The organism is Bacteroides sp. ET489 (assembly GCF_030518095.1).
Taxonomy (GTDB): domain Bacteria; phylum Bacteroidota; class Bacteroidia; order Bacteroidales; family Bacteroidaceae; genus Bacteroides; species Bacteroides ndongoniae.
The window spans coordinates 41,703-57,297 of sequence record NZ_JAULLJ010000017.1 but is presented as its reverse complement, the minus strand read 5'-3'; the positions used below and the strand labels follow the sequence as shown (position 1 = coordinate 57,297).

12 protein-coding genes are annotated in these 15,595 nt (G+C 46.7%); 5 read left to right on the top strand and 7 right to left on the bottom strand.

The genetic code is table 11. The features are described 5' to 3' along the window. Positions 1-47 precede the first annotated feature (47 nt). Genes Q3C19_RS10900 through Q3C19_RS10890 form a run of 3 tightly spaced genes read left to right on the top strand, consistent with a single transcriptional unit; the run spans position 48 to position 4,654 of the window. Entirely contained in the window at positions 48-2,006 is a 1,959-nt protein-coding gene (locus Q3C19_RS10900) for a glycogen debranching enzyme N-terminal domain-containing protein (protein ID WP_071150100.1), read from the top strand. Continuing rightward, on the top strand, positions 2,003-3,268 hold the full coding sequence (locus Q3C19_RS10895) for a glycosyltransferase family 4 protein (protein WP_071150099.1): 1,266 nt from the start codon (positions 2,003-2,005) through the stop codon (positions 3,266-3,268). Before Q3C19_RS10900 ends, Q3C19_RS10895 begins: the two co-directional genes overlap by 4 nt. Before the next feature lie 21 nt (positions 3,269-3,289). Beyond that, the gene (locus tag Q3C19_RS10890) at positions 3,290-4,654 is read left to right on the top strand and encodes a glycoside hydrolase family 57 protein (protein ID WP_302729262.1); all 1,365 of its coding nucleotides are present in this window, start codon (positions 3,290-3,292) and stop codon (positions 4,652-4,654) included. Between the two features lie 130 nt (positions 4,655-4,784). On the opposite strand, the gene Q3C19_RS10885 is transcribed toward Q3C19_RS10890, so the two are convergent. Together Q3C19_RS10885 and Q3C19_RS10880 are read right to left on the bottom strand one after the other, a co-directional pair. Continuing rightward, positions 4,785-6,359: a DUF4270 domain-containing protein gene (locus Q3C19_RS10885; RefSeq protein WP_071150096.1), complete on the bottom strand. Its 1,575-nt coding sequence runs from the start codon at positions 6,357-6,359 to the stop codon at positions 4,785-4,787. A gap of 24 nt (positions 6,360-6,383) precedes the next feature. Further along, positions 6,384-7,208, bottom strand: coding sequence for a glycogen/starch synthase (locus tag Q3C19_RS10880; RefSeq protein ID WP_302729259.1), 825 nt, complete (start codon positions 7,206-7,208; stop codon positions 6,384-6,386). Between the two features lie 248 nt (positions 7,209-7,456). On the opposite strand from Q3C19_RS10880, the gene panC reads away from it, so the two are divergent. Both panC and panD read left to right on the top strand, forming a co-directional pair. Then, on the top strand, positions 7,457-8,302 hold the full coding sequence (gene panC / locus Q3C19_RS10875; protein WP_302729257.1) for a pantoate--beta-alanine ligase: 846 nt from the start codon (positions 7,457-7,459) through the stop codon (positions 8,300-8,302). A 33-nt stretch (positions 8,303-8,335) separates the two neighbouring features. After that, positions 8,336-8,689: an aspartate 1-decarboxylase gene (panD, locus tag Q3C19_RS10870; protein WP_022162630.1), complete on the top strand. Its 354-nt coding sequence runs from the start codon at positions 8,336-8,338 to the stop codon at positions 8,687-8,689. A 397-nt stretch (positions 8,690-9,086) separates the two neighbouring features. Here the strand turns inward: panD and Q3C19_RS10865 are convergent, their stop codons facing one another. From Q3C19_RS10865 to rplU, 5 genes are all read right to left on the bottom strand, one after another. Next, positions 9,087-11,441, bottom strand: a complete 2,355-nt coding sequence (locus Q3C19_RS10865; RefSeq protein WP_302729254.1) for a bifunctional dihydroorotate dehydrogenase B NAD binding subunit/NADPH-dependent glutamate synthase — start codon at positions 11,439-11,441, stop codon at positions 9,087-9,089. A 241-nt stretch (positions 11,442-11,682) separates the two neighbouring features. Further along, the gene (gene gluP, locus Q3C19_RS10860) at positions 11,683-12,894 is read right to left on the bottom strand and encodes a glucose/galactose MFS transporter (RefSeq protein WP_071150092.1); all 1,212 of its coding nucleotides are present in this window, start codon (positions 12,892-12,894) and stop codon (positions 11,683-11,685) included. Positions 12,895-13,071: 177 nt separating this feature from the next. Further along, positions 13,072-14,346, bottom strand: a complete 1,275-nt coding sequence (serS, locus tag Q3C19_RS10855; RefSeq protein WP_302729251.1) for a serine--tRNA ligase — start codon at positions 14,344-14,346, stop codon at positions 13,072-13,074. A 230-nt stretch (positions 14,347-14,576) separates the two neighbouring features. Next, complete coding sequence (rpmA, locus tag Q3C19_RS10850) at positions 14,577-14,846, bottom strand: 50S ribosomal protein L27 (protein ID WP_021847156.1); 270 nt, start codon at positions 14,844-14,846, stop codon at positions 14,577-14,579. A gap of 23 nt (positions 14,847-14,869) precedes the next feature. Next, a complete protein-coding gene (rplU, locus tag Q3C19_RS10845; RefSeq protein WP_071150091.1) occupies positions 14,870-15,187 on the bottom strand; it encodes a 50S ribosomal protein L21 in 318 nt (105 codons plus the stop codon). Between the last annotated feature and the right edge of the window lie 408 nt (positions 15,188-15,595).

Here is a 15,595-nt window from a genome sequence, read left to right as displayed (position 1 = left end):
TAGCGGTGTTTGGCCTGAATAATTAACCTTTAAATAATAGCACAACTATGAGTTATTTACGATTTGACAAGACCCTGATGATTAACCTGCAAGAATCTTTGCCAAGGGAGATTTTGCGGTCAAATAAATCGGGCGCTTATCATTGTACAACTATTGTAGATTGTAACACACGCAAATATCATGGACTGTTGGTGATTCCTGTCCCCAACTTAGACGATGAAAATCATGTGCTGCTATCTTCTTTGGATGAAACGGTAATTCAGCATGGTGCAGAGTTTAACCTGGGTTTGCATAAATATCAAGGCAATCACTACAGTCCGAATGGCCATAAGTACATTCGTGAGTTTGATTGTGAGCATATCCCGGCAACTACTTACCGTGTAGGAGGCGTTATCCTCCGTAAAGAAAAGATTTTTGTACATCATGAGAACCGGATTCTGATCCGTTACACCTTGGTTGATGCCCACTCGGCAACTACTCTTCGTTTTCGACCCTTCCTGGCATTCCGCAGTGTGCGCGAATATACCCATGAGAATGCTCAGGCAAGCCGCGATTATCAGCTTGTAGAAAATGGAATAAAGACTTGCATGTATCCAGGATATCCTGAATTATTCATGCAGTTGAATAAGAAAAACGAATTCCATTTTCAGCCAGACTGGTATCGTGGAATTGAGTATGCCAAAGAGCAGGAACGCGGTTACGATTTTAATGAAGATTTGTATGTTCCCGGGTATTTTGAAGTGGATATCAAAAAGGGAGAAAGTATTGTTTTCTCTGCTGGTATATCCGAAGTGTCGACTCGCAAGCTGAAGCAGACTTTTGAAGCAGAAGTTGCAGACCGTACTCCACGGGACAGCTTCTACCATTGTTTGGTAAATTCAGCACATCAGTTCCATAATAAGCAAGGTGATGAACATTATGTTCTGGCCGGTTATCCATGGTTCAAATGCCGTGCGCGCGATTTGTTTATTTCTTTGCCAGGCCTTACATTAGCGATTGGTGAACTTGATGAATTCGAGGATGTGATGCGGACTGCTACAAAAGCTATTTATGAATTCATGAATGGCGAACCACGTACCTACAAAATTTATGAGATGGAGCATCCGGACATTCTGCTGTGGGCTGTGTGGACGCTGCAACAATATGCTAAAGCTACTTCGCGCGAGCAATGCCGTGAAAAATACGGTAATTTGTTAGAAGATATAATGGCTTATATCCGTGGAAGAAAACATGATAACCTCTTTTTGCATGATAACGGGTTGCTTTATACTAACGGAACTGAAAAGGCGGTAACATGGATGAACTCTACAGCCAATGGACGTCCTGTAGTTCCGAGAACAGGGTATGTAGTTGAAATTAATGCTCTGTGGTATAATGCACTTCGTTTTGTAGCTGATATGTCGCGCGAAGGAGGAAATACTGCTCTTGCTGATGAACTGGACATGCAGGCTGAGACTGCAGGAAAATCATTTGTAAGTGTATTCCGTAACGAATACGGATACCTTTTCGATTATGTGGATGGTTATATGATGGATTGGAGTGTCCGTCCCAACATGATCTTTACTGTAGCATTCGACTACTCTCCGTTGGACCGTTCGCAGAAGAAGCAAGTTCTGGATATTGTGACAAAAGAATTGCTTACTCCCAAAGGCTTGCGTACTCTTAGTCCGAAGAGCGGTGGATACAATCCTTATTATGTAGGTCCACAGATTCAACGCGATTATGCTTATCATCAGGGAAGTGCGTGGCCGTGGCTGATGGGTTTCTATATGGAGGCTTATTTGCGTATCTATAAAATGAGCGGAATCTCATTTGTAGAGCGTTACCTGATTGGTATGGAAGACGAAATGACCTGTCACTGCATCGGAACTTTGCCGGAACTGTTTGACGGGAATCCTCCTTTTACAGGACGTGGCGCTGTGTCGTTTGCAATGAATGTGGCCGAAATTCTGAGAATATTGAAATTGTTGTCGAAATTAAAATTATATGAGGAGGAAAAAGGATGAGAGTATTAATGTTTGGTTGGGAATTTCCTCCCAAAATATATGGTGGCCTTGCTGTAGCTTCGTATGGTATAACGAAAGGCTTGAGTCTGCAGGGGGATATGGAAACGATTTTCTGTATGCCTAAACCTACCGGACAGGAAGAACAGTTTCTGAAAATTGTTGGAATGAATCAGGTGCCTATTGTATGGCGTGATTTTGATCATGACACGTTGAAGTCACGTTTGTATGGGCAGATGACACCTGAAGACTATTATGCATATCGGGATCATATTTATGCAGACTTTTCGTATATGCATGTGAACGATATGGGCTGTATGGAGTTTGCCGGAGGTTATCCGGGAAATCTGCATGAAGAAATTAATAATTTCTCTATTATAGCTGGTGTAGTAGCTCGTAAGGAGCAGTTCGACATTATTCATGCTCACGATTGGTTGACCTATCCGGCCGGTGTACATGCCAAGATGGTTAGTGGAAAACCATTGTGTATTCATGTACACGCTACTGATTTCGACCGTTCGCGCGGTAAGGTGAATCCTACGGTTTATTCCATTGAAAAGAACGGTATGGACTATGCAGATTGCATTATGTGTGTGTCTGAATTGACCCGACGTACCGTCATCAACGAATATCATCAGGATCCGCGTAAGGTGTTTGCCATGCACAATGCTGTATATCCGCTTTCTCAAGAGTATCAGGATATTCCTCGTCCGGAACATACCAAAGAAAAGGTTGTGACTTTCTTAGGGCGTATTACCATGCAGAAAGGACCGGAATATTTTGTTGAGGCGGCAGCTATGGTTTTGCGGCGTACCCGTAACATCCGGTTTGTGATGGCAGGTTCGGGCGATATGCTGAATGCGATGATTAATTTAGTGGCTGAGCGTGGTATTGCTGACCGTTTCCATTTCCCGGGTTTTATGAAAGGGAAGCAGGTATATGAAGTGTATAAGGATAGCGATGTGTTTGTGATGCCTTCGGTTTCCGAGCCTTTTGGTATAGCCCCGTTGGAAGCGATGCAGTGTGGTACGCCTTCTATCATATCCAAACAGTCGGGATGCGGTGAAATTCTCAATAATGTTATCAAGGTTGACTATTGGGATATTCATGCAATGGCTGACGCTATTTATGCCATTTGTAACTATCCTTCGCTTTTCCATTATTTGCAGGAAGAAGGAAAGAAGGAGGTGGATGGAATTACTTGGGAGAAAGTGGGCCTGAGAATCCGTGCCCTTTACGAGGATGTGTTAAGAAACTATAGGTAAACACTAAAACAATAATTAGAAATGAGAACAATCTGTCTTTATTTTGAAATACATCAAATTATTCATCTGAAACGTTATCGTTTCTTTGATATAGGCAATGATCATTATTATTATGATGATTACGCCAATGAAACCAGCATTAATGAAGTAGCTGAACGTTCGTATATTCCGGCTTTGAATGCGCTTATCGAGATGGCCAAGAATTCCGGTGGAACATTCAAGGTTGCACTTTCTATTTCGGGCGTAGCATTGGAACAATTGGAAATTCATGCTCCGGCTGTTATCGACTTGTTGCATCAGTTGAATGAAACTGGCTGTTGTGAGTTCCTGGCAGAGCCTTATTCTCATGGCCTTTCTTCGTTGGCCAACGAAGATTGCTTCAAAGAGGAAGTTATGCGCCAGAGTGCCAAGATGAAACAAATGTTCGGTAAGGAACCTAAGATATTCCGCAATTCAAGTTTGATCTATAATGATGAAATCGGTGCTATGGTAGCCAGCATGGGATTCAAGGGAATGCTGACCGAAGGTGCTAAATACATTCTGGGTTGGAAGAGTCCGCATTATGTATATCATTGCAACATGAATCCTAACTTGAAGTTGCTGTTGCGCGACTATAAGTTGTCCGATGACATCAGTTTGCGCTTCTCCAATTCAGAGTGGAATGAATATCCGTTGTTTGCAGATAAATATATCGGTTGGATTGATTCGCTGCCACAGGAAGAACAGGTAATCAACATCTTTATGGAGCTTTGTGCATTGGGTATGTCGCAACCGTTGTCTTCCAATATATTGGAATTCTTGAAGGCATTGCCGGCTTATGCAAAGGAAAAAGGCATTACTTTCTCTACACCGACCGAAATCGTCACCAAGCTGAAGTCTGTATCTCAGCTTGACGTACCTTATCCGATGTCTTGGGTAGATGAGGAAAGAGATACAAGCTGCTGGTTGGGTAATGCTATGCAACGTGAAGCCTTTAATAAACTGTATAGTGTGGCAGAGCGTGTACATCTTTGCGATGATCGCCGTATAAAGCAGGATTGGGATTACTTGCAGGCAAGTAACAATTTCCGTTTTATGACAACTAAAAACAGTGGTGTGGGGCTGAATCGAGGCATTTATGAGTCGCCATACGATGCTTTTACCAATTATATGAATATTTTGGGTGACTTCATCAAACGCGTAGATTCTCTTTATCCTGAAGATATAGACAATGAAGAACTGAATGCTTTGTTGACTACTATCAAGAATCAGGGAGATGAGATTGAGAAGCTGAATAAGGAGTTGGAAAAGGCACAGGCTAAATTAGCTAAATTGGCGCCCGAAAAGAAGCCAACTGCCAAGAAGGCTGCTGCTAAGACAACCAAGAAGGTAAAGGAAAGCAAATAAACAAACGTACATTTCAATAATAAAGGCTGCTCGAAAGGGCAGCCTTTATTATTATATAAAAAAATAAACGGATACTTGTGAAGAGATAGTTGACAAGTACCCGTTTATTTCTTGTATAACTTGTTTGCTTTTATTTCTTGAAAGTCGTGTATGTTACTTCCAGTTTCAACTTGTCGCCGGTCGTTCCACCTTTAAGTTTGGCATAGCTGGGTTTTAGATCGTTCTGTATACCTATTAAAGTGGTTTTATTGGTATCGTATGACGCTGAAACCGGAATTAACCAGACTTTATCCCAATCAGGGTTCTCGGCAGTCCACTTGGCTTCCCATTCGGCTTCGTTCCAGTTGCTTCCAGCTTCCTTTTGTGCTTCGGCTTTCGCTGTATTTTTGATGCCGATGCACGATGTTACCAGGCGTGCAATATTGCTGAATGTGTATTGGTTGGTTGCAATATTGTTGTGAGCAACGGTGTACGATGTAATATTATCCGGTAACTGATTTTCTGTGAAGAATTTCTTGTAATCGGATTTGCGTATCAGCAATACGTTGTCGGGCGCACTCATGCTGAACTCGTAATTATCATTTTGGTGATAATTGGTAAAGGTCAGTTTAACGGCATTCAGTGTGTCGTTGGCAAGTTCCTTGTAAATTTCGTCGTAGGGCAAAACAGCTTCAGTAAAGATTCCGGCTGGCGATTTGATGTATGTCCAGTCTGTTTCCTGCAAGCGTTCCTGTAATTTGTCTGAATTGGTGAACTTATTTGCCTGAACAACCTCTTTGGTCGAAGCGAAAACGGTAGCAGTACTATAATATAAAGAGTCTTCGCCTGCTTTTCCATTTTCATCATCAGACTTTTTCTTCAGGGCAAGTCCGGTCTCTTCGTCTACATAGTGGAAACGGAATTGCATCTGTAAGTCCACACGGTCGATATAAAGGATTGTGCCATCGCCGTAATCGCTTTTGGCATATATACCTTTAAAGATGTTGTTGATGAAGTTTTCGGCATTCTTGAAATAATCGTTTTTGCCTTCCTGGTATTCCCGGTTCAGTTTCAGAATCCTGTTGCCATACTGTTCTTTGTCGAGACGGAAAGCAACGTAAGGATAATAAATGGGATTACCATATGAGTCTGTTGCATTTCTTACAGAGTCGGGAATCGTTGCGTCGTAAGCACTGTATGCTTTTCTGCCAAGCAATTTGTTGGGGTCGTAATACTTGGTAATGTCGAAATCGGTATAACGGTAATTGTCGGCTGTCTTGCGGTCGTTCAGCCATTCGTCATTCAGCTCGTAAACACTCATGCGGCAAGCATTCAGCGAATCGCCAAACCAACTTTTGTAGTATAGTACCAAGCTTACGGATACTACCGTGTCACCAGCCATCATACCGGTTCCGCTTGTTCCGTCTGCACTTTCTTTGTATACGGCAGGGAATATATAGTCGTCTGTACAATTCAGCTCGCTTAGGAAGCTGGATTCATAATATCCGAAATCAGGGTCCGTGAATCGGCCGATATATCCGGTGCTTGTTTTAGAAAAAACTTGCTCTGCTTCAACTGAATAAGTTGTTACATCAAATGAAGCAGTGTGGGCTGACAAACCGTCTGAGTCGGGTAGCATTCCCATTCCCAGTGTTCCGGTGTTGTCGTCGCATCCGAAGATGCTTAACAGTGCCAATGACAGGATTCCTATATACTTGGCTTTCATAAATTTAGTGTCTTGGATTTGCTTTTATTGTTGTTCAGTTTCCCATACTTTGTCGTAGAAGTCGTTGCAGGCGTCGGCAAAATTGTCGGGTGACTGATAGTCTAATACCAGTTTTCCGGCCTGTCGTGCGTATTCCATTACTTCTTCGTTGACGTGCTCGCTTTGCTGGACAACGCCGTCGGAGAAGTCGACAGCCAGCTTGCAGAGCGTAGCATAGTCTATTGGGCTTTTCAGGTGTGCCACATCTTTTTTAGCAATGCCTTTCAGCAACAGCTTGTTGGGATAGTCTGGGTGGAAAGGTTGCTTGAAGTCGTCGCCGTATAACGAGAATACTACTTTGGCATTTCTGAAAGAAGGTTCGTCCTTGTAGGCCTTCTTTATATAAAGAGGAGCCAAAGCGGTCATCCATCCGTGACAATGAATGATGTCCGGACACCAGCGCAGTTTTTTGACGGTTTCCAGTACGCCACGGGCATAGAATATGGTACGAGCATCGTTGTCCTCGTATTCATTTCCGTTTTCGTCAGTGATTTGCAGGCGATTCTGGAAGTAATCGTCATTATCGATAAAGTATACTTGCATACGTGCAGCCTGTATGGATGCTACCTTGATGATAAGCGGATGGTCCGTGTCATCAATGATCAGATTCATACCGGAAAGGCGTATCACTTCGTGCAGCTGGTTTCTGCGTTCGTTGATATTTCCCCATTTGGGCATGAATGTTCGTATTTCTCTGCCTCGTTCCTGAATGGCTTGCGGTAAGTGTCTGCCTACGAGAGACATTTCAGTCTCTGAGACGTATGGAGTGATTTCTTGTGTTATAAATAAAACCTTGTTAGCCTTTGTCATAATAATAACAATGTTCTCGATTATTTGGCAAAGATACAAAAAAAACAGGCAATCGGACAAAATAACCAGTCCTATTATTCCTTATGTTTTGTTAACTAATTGTATATCAGTGGCGATATTAACCCCTCTGAACAGGAAAAGTGGCTGAAACCTGCATAATTTTACGATATTTCTTCTTTATGTGCTAAATATTGGTTTATTTTGCACCGTTTTAGCGAACAACAAAGTTATTTTTATAACCAATAGAAATGGAAATAGTACATACTATCAAGGACTTGCAGGCTGCTTTGGCAGCCCTGAGAGCCCAGGGTAAAACGGTAGGACTGGTACCTACAATGGGTGCCTTGCATGCCGGTCATGCTTCGCTGGTGAAGCGTTGTGTTGCCGAGAACGATGCAGCCGTAGTGAGTGTTTTTGTTAATCCCACGCAGTTTAACGACAAGAACGACCTGGCAAAGTATCCGCGTACGCTGGATGCCGATTGCCGTCTGCTGGAGCAGTGTGGCGCAGCCTTTGCCTTTGCTCCCTCTGTGGAAGAGATGTATCCCGAACCCGATACACGTCAGTTCAGCTATGCCCCGCTGGATACGGTGATGGAGGGTAAGTATCGTCCGGGGCACTTTAACGGTGTTTGCCAGATTGTGAGCAAGCTGTTCGAGGTCGTAAAGCCCGACCGTGCTTATTTTGGTGAAAAGGACTTCCAGCAGTTGGCCATCATTCGCGAGATGGTGCGTCAGTTAAAGTTCCCGCTGCAGATTGTGGGCTGTCCCATTGTCCGCGAGGAAGACGGCTTGGCTTTGAGTAGCCGTAACGCACGTCTTTCGGCCGAAGAACGTCAGCAGGCACTGAAGATTTCGCAAACGTTGTTTGCCAGCTGCGATTACGCCAAGTCGCATACGGTAGCCGAAACACAAAAGTTCGTGGAAGATGCCATTGAGGCCGCTCCCGGTTTGCGTCTGGAATACTTTGAACTGGTAGACGGAAACACGTTGCAGAAGATTGCCAACTGGGAAGATACGTCGTATGCGGTAGGCTGTATCACCGTGTTCTGCGGAGAGGTTCGTTTGATTGACAACATCAAGTATAAGGAGTAAATTCAATATCAATATATAAAAAGGAATAGTCGTATGATGATTGAAGTGCTGAAATCGAAAATACACTGTGCACGTGTTACGGAAGCTAACCTGAACTACATGGGAAGTATTACGATTGACGAAGACCTGATGGATGCCGCCAACATGATTGCCGGTGAGAAGGTTTACATTGCCGACAACAACAATGGAGAGCGTTTCGAAACCTATATTATCAAGGGCGAACGTGGCTCGGGTAAGATTTGTCTGAACGGTGCAGCAGCCCGCAAGGTGCAACCTGATGACATTGTCATTATCATGTCGTATGCGCTGATGGACTTTGAAGAGGCCAAGACGTTCAAACCGACGGTCATTTTCCCTGATCCGCAGACCAACAGCATTGTAAAATAAGTCTGTCCTCGGTCGAGGCTGACAAAAAATATTCTGAAGCCCCGTCGCAGGAAAGGTACAGTAGTCTTCCTGCCGACGGGGCTTTTTGTGTGTGGATGGCTGGGGTTTGTGTCCGAAACCTGTGGGCTTTTGTTTCGAAACTCGTGGGGTTTTACTTTGAAACTCGTGGGATTTTGCTTCAAAAGTCGTGGAGTTTTGCTTCGAAACTCCCGGCGTTTTGTTTCGGAAGTCCTGAGGAATGGATTTGAGGGAAGAAGAGGCTGCTCGGGACGAAGGGAAAGAAAAGTCCCTTCTGCTTTCCGTGTTTCTCTTTCGGCTGAAGGAGAAGCTGCGGAGAGGCAGAAGGGACTGTTGGTATGTGCTTCTGATGCCCGAAGGCTAATGTCTGTCAGAGGTATTATTCTTGCAGGTTGGCGTGCATGGCAGCAGCTGCGCGTCGGCCGTCGCCCATGGCCAGAATAACGGTAGCTCCACCGCGTACGATGTCACCGCCGGCATAGATTGTCGGGATGGACGACTGCATGTTTTCGTTGACGGCGATGGTGTTCTTGCGACCCAGTTCCAGACCCTTTACCGATTTGGGCACAATGGGGTTGGGCGATACGCCTACGGCAACGACAGCCATGTCGATGTCCAGTGTAACCGTTGCTCCGGGAATGGCTACGGGACTGCGTCGGCCGCTGGCATCGGGCTCACCCAGTTCCATCTTCTGCAGTACTACCTGCTTCACGGCACCTTTCTCGTCGGCAATGTATTCGATGGGGTTGTGCAGCGTAAGGAATTCGATGCCTTCCTCCTTGGCATGCTTCACTTCTTCCAGTCGGGCAGGCATTTCGGCCTCGCTACGGCGGTAGACGATGAACACTTTCTCAGCTCCCAGACGCTTGGCTGTACGGCACGAGTCCATAGCGGTGTTTCCGCCGCCCACTACCATCACGCGCTTGGCAGGGTTGATGGGGGTGTCGGTTTCCGGATTGGAAGCGTCCATCAGGTTGACACGTGTCAGGTATTCGTTGCTCGACATGATGTTCACGCTGTTCTCGCCCGGTATACCCATGAAGTTGGGCAGTCCGGCTCCCGAAGCAATGAATACGCCTTTGTAACCTTCCTTCTGCAGTTCTTCTACACTTTCAGTCTTACCGATGATGCAATCCTTCACGAAGTGTACGCCCATCTTTTCGAGGTTGTTGATTTCAACGTCCACAATCTTGTTGGGCAGACGGAACTCGGGGATACCATATTTCAGCACACCGCCAATCTCGTGCAAGGCTTCGAACACGGTTACGTCGTAACCATACTTCACCATATCACCGGCAAAAGTCAGTCCGGCAGGGCCTGAACCTACAACGGCCACCTTTATGCCGTTCTTCGGAGCCAGTTCGGGCAGAACGATGTTACCGCTTTCGCGTTCGTAGTCGGCCACGAAGCGTTCCAGATTGCCGATGGCTACGGCCGGTTCGTTCATCTTCAGGTGGATACACTGGCTTTCGCATTGTTTTTCCTGTGGGCATACGCGTCCGCAGACAGCGGGCAGCGACGAGGTTTGCTTCAGCACGCGGGCTGCTTCGAGGAAGGCACCACGCTCTACGTTCTTGATGAACGACGGAATGTTGATGCTGACGGGGCAGCCCTGCATACACGTCGGGTTGGCGCAGTCAAGACAGCGCTTGGCTTCGGTCATGGCCTGCTCTTTGGTGTAGCCGGTATTTACTTCTTCCGTGCGGGTTGTGGCACGATAAACGGGGTCGAGCTCGTTCATCGGACAGCGGGGAATGGCGGTGCGTTCCTTCGGCTTCATGCTTTTGCGCAAAGCTTCGCGCCACGGGGCTTTGCGGTCGAGGAGTTCTTCCATCGGAGCCTGGGCCTGAGGAGCGTTTGCTTGCGAGGCCAATGCATCCGGCTGTGCGCCTTCCTGGGCAGTAGCATGACAAACGGAATCGGCCAGATGGCTCATTTCTTCGCGTTCTACATCCTTGAACGAGCCCATGCGCTTGAACATTTCGTCCCAGTCTACCTGATGGCCGTCGAATTCGGGGCCATCTACGCAGACGAACTTCGTCTTTCCACCCACGGTGATACGGCAGGCACCACACATGCCCGTACCGTCTACCATGATGGTATTCAGCGAAACGTCGGTAGGAATATTATATTTTTGAGTCAGCAGACAGCAGAACTTCATCATGATGGCGGGGCCGATGGCAAAACATTTGTCCACCTTCTCGCGCTTGATGACGCTTTCGATGCCTTCGGTCACGAGGCCTTTGTTGCCATACGAGCCGTCGTCGGTCATGATGATAACCTCATCGGACGAACGGCGCACTTGTTCTTCCAGGATAATCAGGCCTTTGCTACGTCCGGCCAGTACGGAGATGACGCGGTTACCTGCTTCCTTCAGTGCCTGTATGATGGGCAACATGGGGGCTACACCTACACCGCCTCCGGCGCAGACTACAGTACCGAAGTTTTCGATGTGCGTGGCTTGTCCCAGCGGTCCTACTACGTCGAGGATGTAGTCGCCTTCGTTCAGTTGGCAAAGCTTGGTGGACGATAGTCCGACTTCCTGCACCACCAGCGTGATGGTGCCCTTTTGTATATCGGCGCCGGCTATGGTCAGTGGCATGCGTTCGCCTTTGGCGTCAACACGCACGATGACAAAGTGTCCGGCTTTGCGGGAACGGGCAATGAGCGGCGCTTCCACTTCGAACTTGAACACTTTCTCCGAAAATTGTTCTTTGCTGATGATTTTATTCATTTCCTTATTTTTTGTTGGTATAATTACGTAATTACTATCAGATTGATAGGTTTTGCAAAGATACGGCTTATTTGTAAATTACAAAGAAAGAAAGGAAAGAAAGTTTGGGAAAGGGAGAGGGGGAGGAGATAAGGAGTTAAGGAGTTCAGGAGTTAAGAAGTTAAGCCAAATGTTTTTTTGCACACCAAGGTATCGGCTTAACTCCTTAACTTCTTAACTCCTGAATTCAGATTTTTAAATCTTATTTCGTCCGGATCTTATAGCCCGATATGCTATAATAAAGGATAAAGAGGAAACAGGGCAGGCAGAGCCAGTAGGCTTGCTGAGGGCTGGTTACGTCCTTCAACCATCCGTACAGGGTAGGAATGACGGCTCCACCGAACATGGCCATGATGAGCAGCGACGAACCGGCTTTGGTGAACTTACCCAGGTCGGCCATGGCAAGCGGCCACAGGGCAGGCCACATCAGCGAACAACCCAGTGCCATGAACGAGATGAAGTAGATGGAGATGTCCTGCGGCGTCAGTGCAACAAGCAGCGAACCGGCGATGGCCAGAATTGAACATATCTTCAGGGCAGCAGCCTGGCTGATGTATTTAGGTATGAAAATGATACCGCAGATGTAACCGATGACGATGCCGATAGGCGCAATCCACGCATAGTTGGCGGCACCCGGCAGGCCGAGTGAGTTGGCATAGTCGACAAGTGTGCCCAACGAGACTGTCTCGACTCCTACATACAGGAACAGCGCCAGGCAGCCCAGCAGCAGGTGCGGGAACTGGAATACGGAAGTCTTTCCCGCGGCATAGCTGGAAGCTTCGGAAGTGTTGTCGTTTTCGTCCTCGCCTTCGGCTTTCACTTCGGGCAGGGGAGCGAAGAAGGCCATAACGCCCAGTACGATGAAGGCACAGATGATGATTACAAACGGTTTGTTCAGGTCTTCAATACCGATGAGGTGCACGTCTTTGCCCAACAGCCACACGATAAAGATGGACGGGATGGGCCAGGCCAGCTTGTTGCAGATACCCATGATGCTGATGCGCTTGGCAGCACTCTCCAACGGGCCAAGAATGGTGATGTAGGGGTTGACGGACGCTTGCAGATAGGCATTGGCCGCTCCGCTGATGAACGATGCCAGCAGGAACAGGCTGAAACTCTTGTAATTGGCCGACAGAATAAACAGATAGAAGGCCACGGCAAAGATGATGAACGACAGCGACATGGTGCGTTTGTAGCCGATAGCTTTAATCGTCAGTCCGGCAGGATAGCCGAAAACAAGGAAGGGGATGAACGTTGCGGCGATAATCAGGTACGAAGCAGCGTTCGAAATGCCCAGCGAACCTTGCAGAACGGGAACAAGCAGCGAGTTGATGCCCAGCGCGAAGCCGATGGCAAAGAACATGATGCCGACGAATGTCAGCGGCAATGCGTAACTTTTGTTTTTAGCACTCATGATAAGTAGATTTATGGGGTTAGAAAATAAAATGATAATCCGTATTATTTTTTATATGATAAAGGCTTGTACGGGGATGCCTTCTTTTTTGATTGTCTTTTTGCGGCAAGCGGAAGCAGCCAGTACAAGCCTTTATTTTTATAATGTATGATTAGGATGACAGACCTTGCAATGTTTTTAGTCTATCATGTCGAAACCACAGTAGGGAACCAATGCCTTGGGGATACGGATACCTTCGGGTGTCTGGTTGTTCTCTAGCAAGGCGGCCACGATGCGCGGCAGAGCCAGGGCGGAACCGTTCAGCGTGTGGCACAGTTCGGTTTTCTTTTCGGCTGTACGGTAACGGCATTTCAGACGGTTGGCCTGATAGGTGTCGAAGTTAGATACAGAGCTGACTTCCAGCCAACGCTTCTGTGCTTCGCTGTATACTTCGAAGTCGTAGCAGATGGCAGCCGTAAAGCTCATGTCGCCACCGCAAAGGCGCAGGATGCGGTAAGGCAGTTCCAGTTTCTGGAGCAGGCCTTCGACGTGATCCAACATTTCCTGATGGCTTTGCTTGCTGTGCTCGGGGGTATCGATGCGTACCAGTTCCACTTTCGAGAATTCGTGCAGACGGTTCAGTCCGCGTACGTCCTTACCGTAAGAACCGGCTTCGCGGCGGAAACACTCGGTGTAGGCGCAGTTCTTGATGGGGAGCTGCTTTTCGTCGAGGATGACGTCGCGGTAGATGTTTGTTACGGGTACTTCGGCTGTCGGGATGAGGTAGAGGTCGTCTACTTCGCAGTGGTACATCTGTCCTTCCTTGTCGGGCAGCTGGCCTGTGCCGTAACCCGAAGCGGCATTCACCACTGTGGGCGGCATGATTTCGGTATAGCCCGAGTTGCGTGCTTCGTCCAGGAAGAAGTTGATGAGGGCGCGTTGCAGGCGTGCACCTTTGCCTTTGTAGACGGGGAAGCCGGCACCGGTAATCTTAACACCCAGGTCGAAGTCGATGATGTCGTACTTCTTGGCCAGTTCCCAGTGGGGCAGGGCATCTTTGGGAAGTTCAGTCTCCATACCACCCATTTTCACAACGAGGTTGTCTTCGGCAGTAGCGCCTTCGGGCACTTCGTCGTAGGGCACGTTGGGAATGGTGTAGAGCAGCTGTTGCAGATCCTGAGCAGCCTGATCCATATCGGCTTGCAGGGTTTTGTTGACTTCCTTCAGTTCGCCAACACGTGCTTTGGCTGTTTCGGCTTCTTCTTTTTTGCCTTCTTTCATCAGTTGGCCGATAGACTTGGAGAGTGAGTTGACTTCAGCGAGGTTGTTATCTAATACAGCTTGTGTACTTTTACGTTTGTTGTTGTAGGCCAGCACTTGCTCGATGGCTTCTTTGGCATTCTTGAAGTGCTTCTTTTCCAGTCCGCGGATCACCGCGTCTGTGTTTTCTGTGATTTGTTTAATGGTAAGCATATCTTGAATTTGTTTTTTATAATAACCTTAATTTGCAGTGCAAAGATAGTGAAAGGTGAGAGGAGAGACAAACGAAAAACGAAGTTTTTCAGGTTTGGCTATCCCGAACCGCATCCTATCTTATCAAAAGATAGGGAAAAAACAAATAGGGTGTAGTTTTTCGTATAAAAAGAAAGAGGATAAGCTTTTAGGGCTTATCCTCTTTTCCTGATTATTTTCTGTTGTTAGCGTTATGCTTCTGCACTTTCGGCGGGGATTACAGATACATAGCGTCTGTCTTCTCTACCTACTTTGAACTGTACAGTTCCGTCTACCAAGGCGTACAGAGTGTGGTCGCTACCCATACCGATGTTGTTTCCCGGATGGAATTCAGTACCTCTCTGACGAACGATGATGTTACCTGCCTTGCAAGCTTCGCCACCGAATATCTTAACGCCTAATCTCTTACTTGCTGATTCACGGCCGTTCTTAGAACTACCAACACCTTTTTTATGTGCCATTTCTTCTTACTGTTTTAAATTGATTAAGCTACTACTTCTTTGATTGTTAACTCTGTGAATTGTTGACGATGACCGTTCAACTTGCGGTAACCTTTTCTTCTCTTCTTGTGGAATACGAGAACTTTGTCACCTTTTACCAAAGCGGTAACTACTTCGCAAACAACTTTTGCGCCTTCTACTGTAGGAGCACCTACGGTGATGTTGCCGTCTTTGTCTACCAAAAGAACTTTTTCAAATTCTACTGTTGCACCAGCTTCTGCATTCTGCATGTGGTGAACGAACAGTTTCTTGCCAGCTTCTGCTTTGAATTGCTGACCGTTGATTTCTACAATTGCGTACATTTCTTATATATAATGTATAAGTTAGCTCCGTCGGGTGGTCTCCAATCACTTGGAAAGCTCTTTGTCGGACCCGGTTCGGAATAATCGGGCACAAAAGTACTGTTTTTCATTCAGACGAACAAATAATTCTGTAACTATTTTCTTGAGGAAATGGTGCGTGTCGTGATTTTTATATTTCGGACGAAAATCCGGTTAGGCTGGGATGGAGGCGGAAAGGATGGATAAGGAGAAACTGATTGCTTTGACGCAATTGGCTCATCAATAGCGAGTTAGTCCGTGTTGTACACGTCGGATGAAAGATGTCTGTATTCCGTTTGTGGGACACTTGCAATTCATTTGTTCGACACTTGCACGGCTCGCGAACAACACTTGTGTGGCTCGCGAGCCGTGCAAGTGTTGTTCGTAGGG

Coding starts and splice junctions, on each gene's coding strand:
- Q3C19_RS10880 (WP_302729259.1), bottom strand. CDS start 7,208: ATGACAAAGGCTAACAAGGTTTTATTTATAACACAAGAAATCACTCCA.
- Q3C19_RS10885 (WP_071150096.1), bottom strand. CDS start 6,359: ATGAAAGCCAAGTATATAGGAATCCTGTCATTGGCACTGTTAAGCATC.
- Q3C19_RS10895 (WP_071150099.1), top strand. CDS start 2,003: ATGAGAGTATTAATGTTTGGTTGGGAATTTCCTCCCAAAATATATGGT.
- panD (WP_022162630.1), top strand. CDS start 8,336: ATGATGATTGAAGTGCTGAAATCGAAAATACACTGTGCACGTGTTACG.
- Q3C19_RS10900 (WP_071150100.1), top strand. CDS start 48: ATGAGTTATTTACGATTTGACAAGACCCTGATGATTAACCTGCAAGAA.
- panC (WP_302729257.1), top strand. CDS start 7,457: ATGGAAATAGTACATACTATCAAGGACTTGCAGGCTGCTTTGGCAGCC.
- rplU (WP_071150091.1), bottom strand. CDS start 15,187: ATGTACGCAATTGTAGAAATCAACGGTCAGCAATTCAAAGCAGAAGCT.
- rpmA (WP_021847156.1), bottom strand. CDS start 14,846: ATGGCACATAAAAAAGGTGTTGGTAGTTCTAAGAACGGCCGTGAATCA.
- gluP (WP_071150092.1), bottom strand. CDS start 12,894: ATGAGTGCTAAAAACAAAAGTTACGCATTGCCGCTGACATTCGTCGGC.
- serS (WP_302729251.1), bottom strand. CDS start 14,346: ATGCTTACCATTAAACAAATCACAGAAAACACAGACGCGGTGATCCGC.
- Q3C19_RS10890 (WP_302729262.1), top strand. CDS start 3,290: ATGAGAACAATCTGTCTTTATTTTGAAATACATCAAATTATTCATCTG.
- Q3C19_RS10865 (WP_302729254.1), bottom strand. CDS start 11,441: ATGAATAAAATCATCAGCAAAGAACAATTTTCGGAGAAAGTGTTCAAG.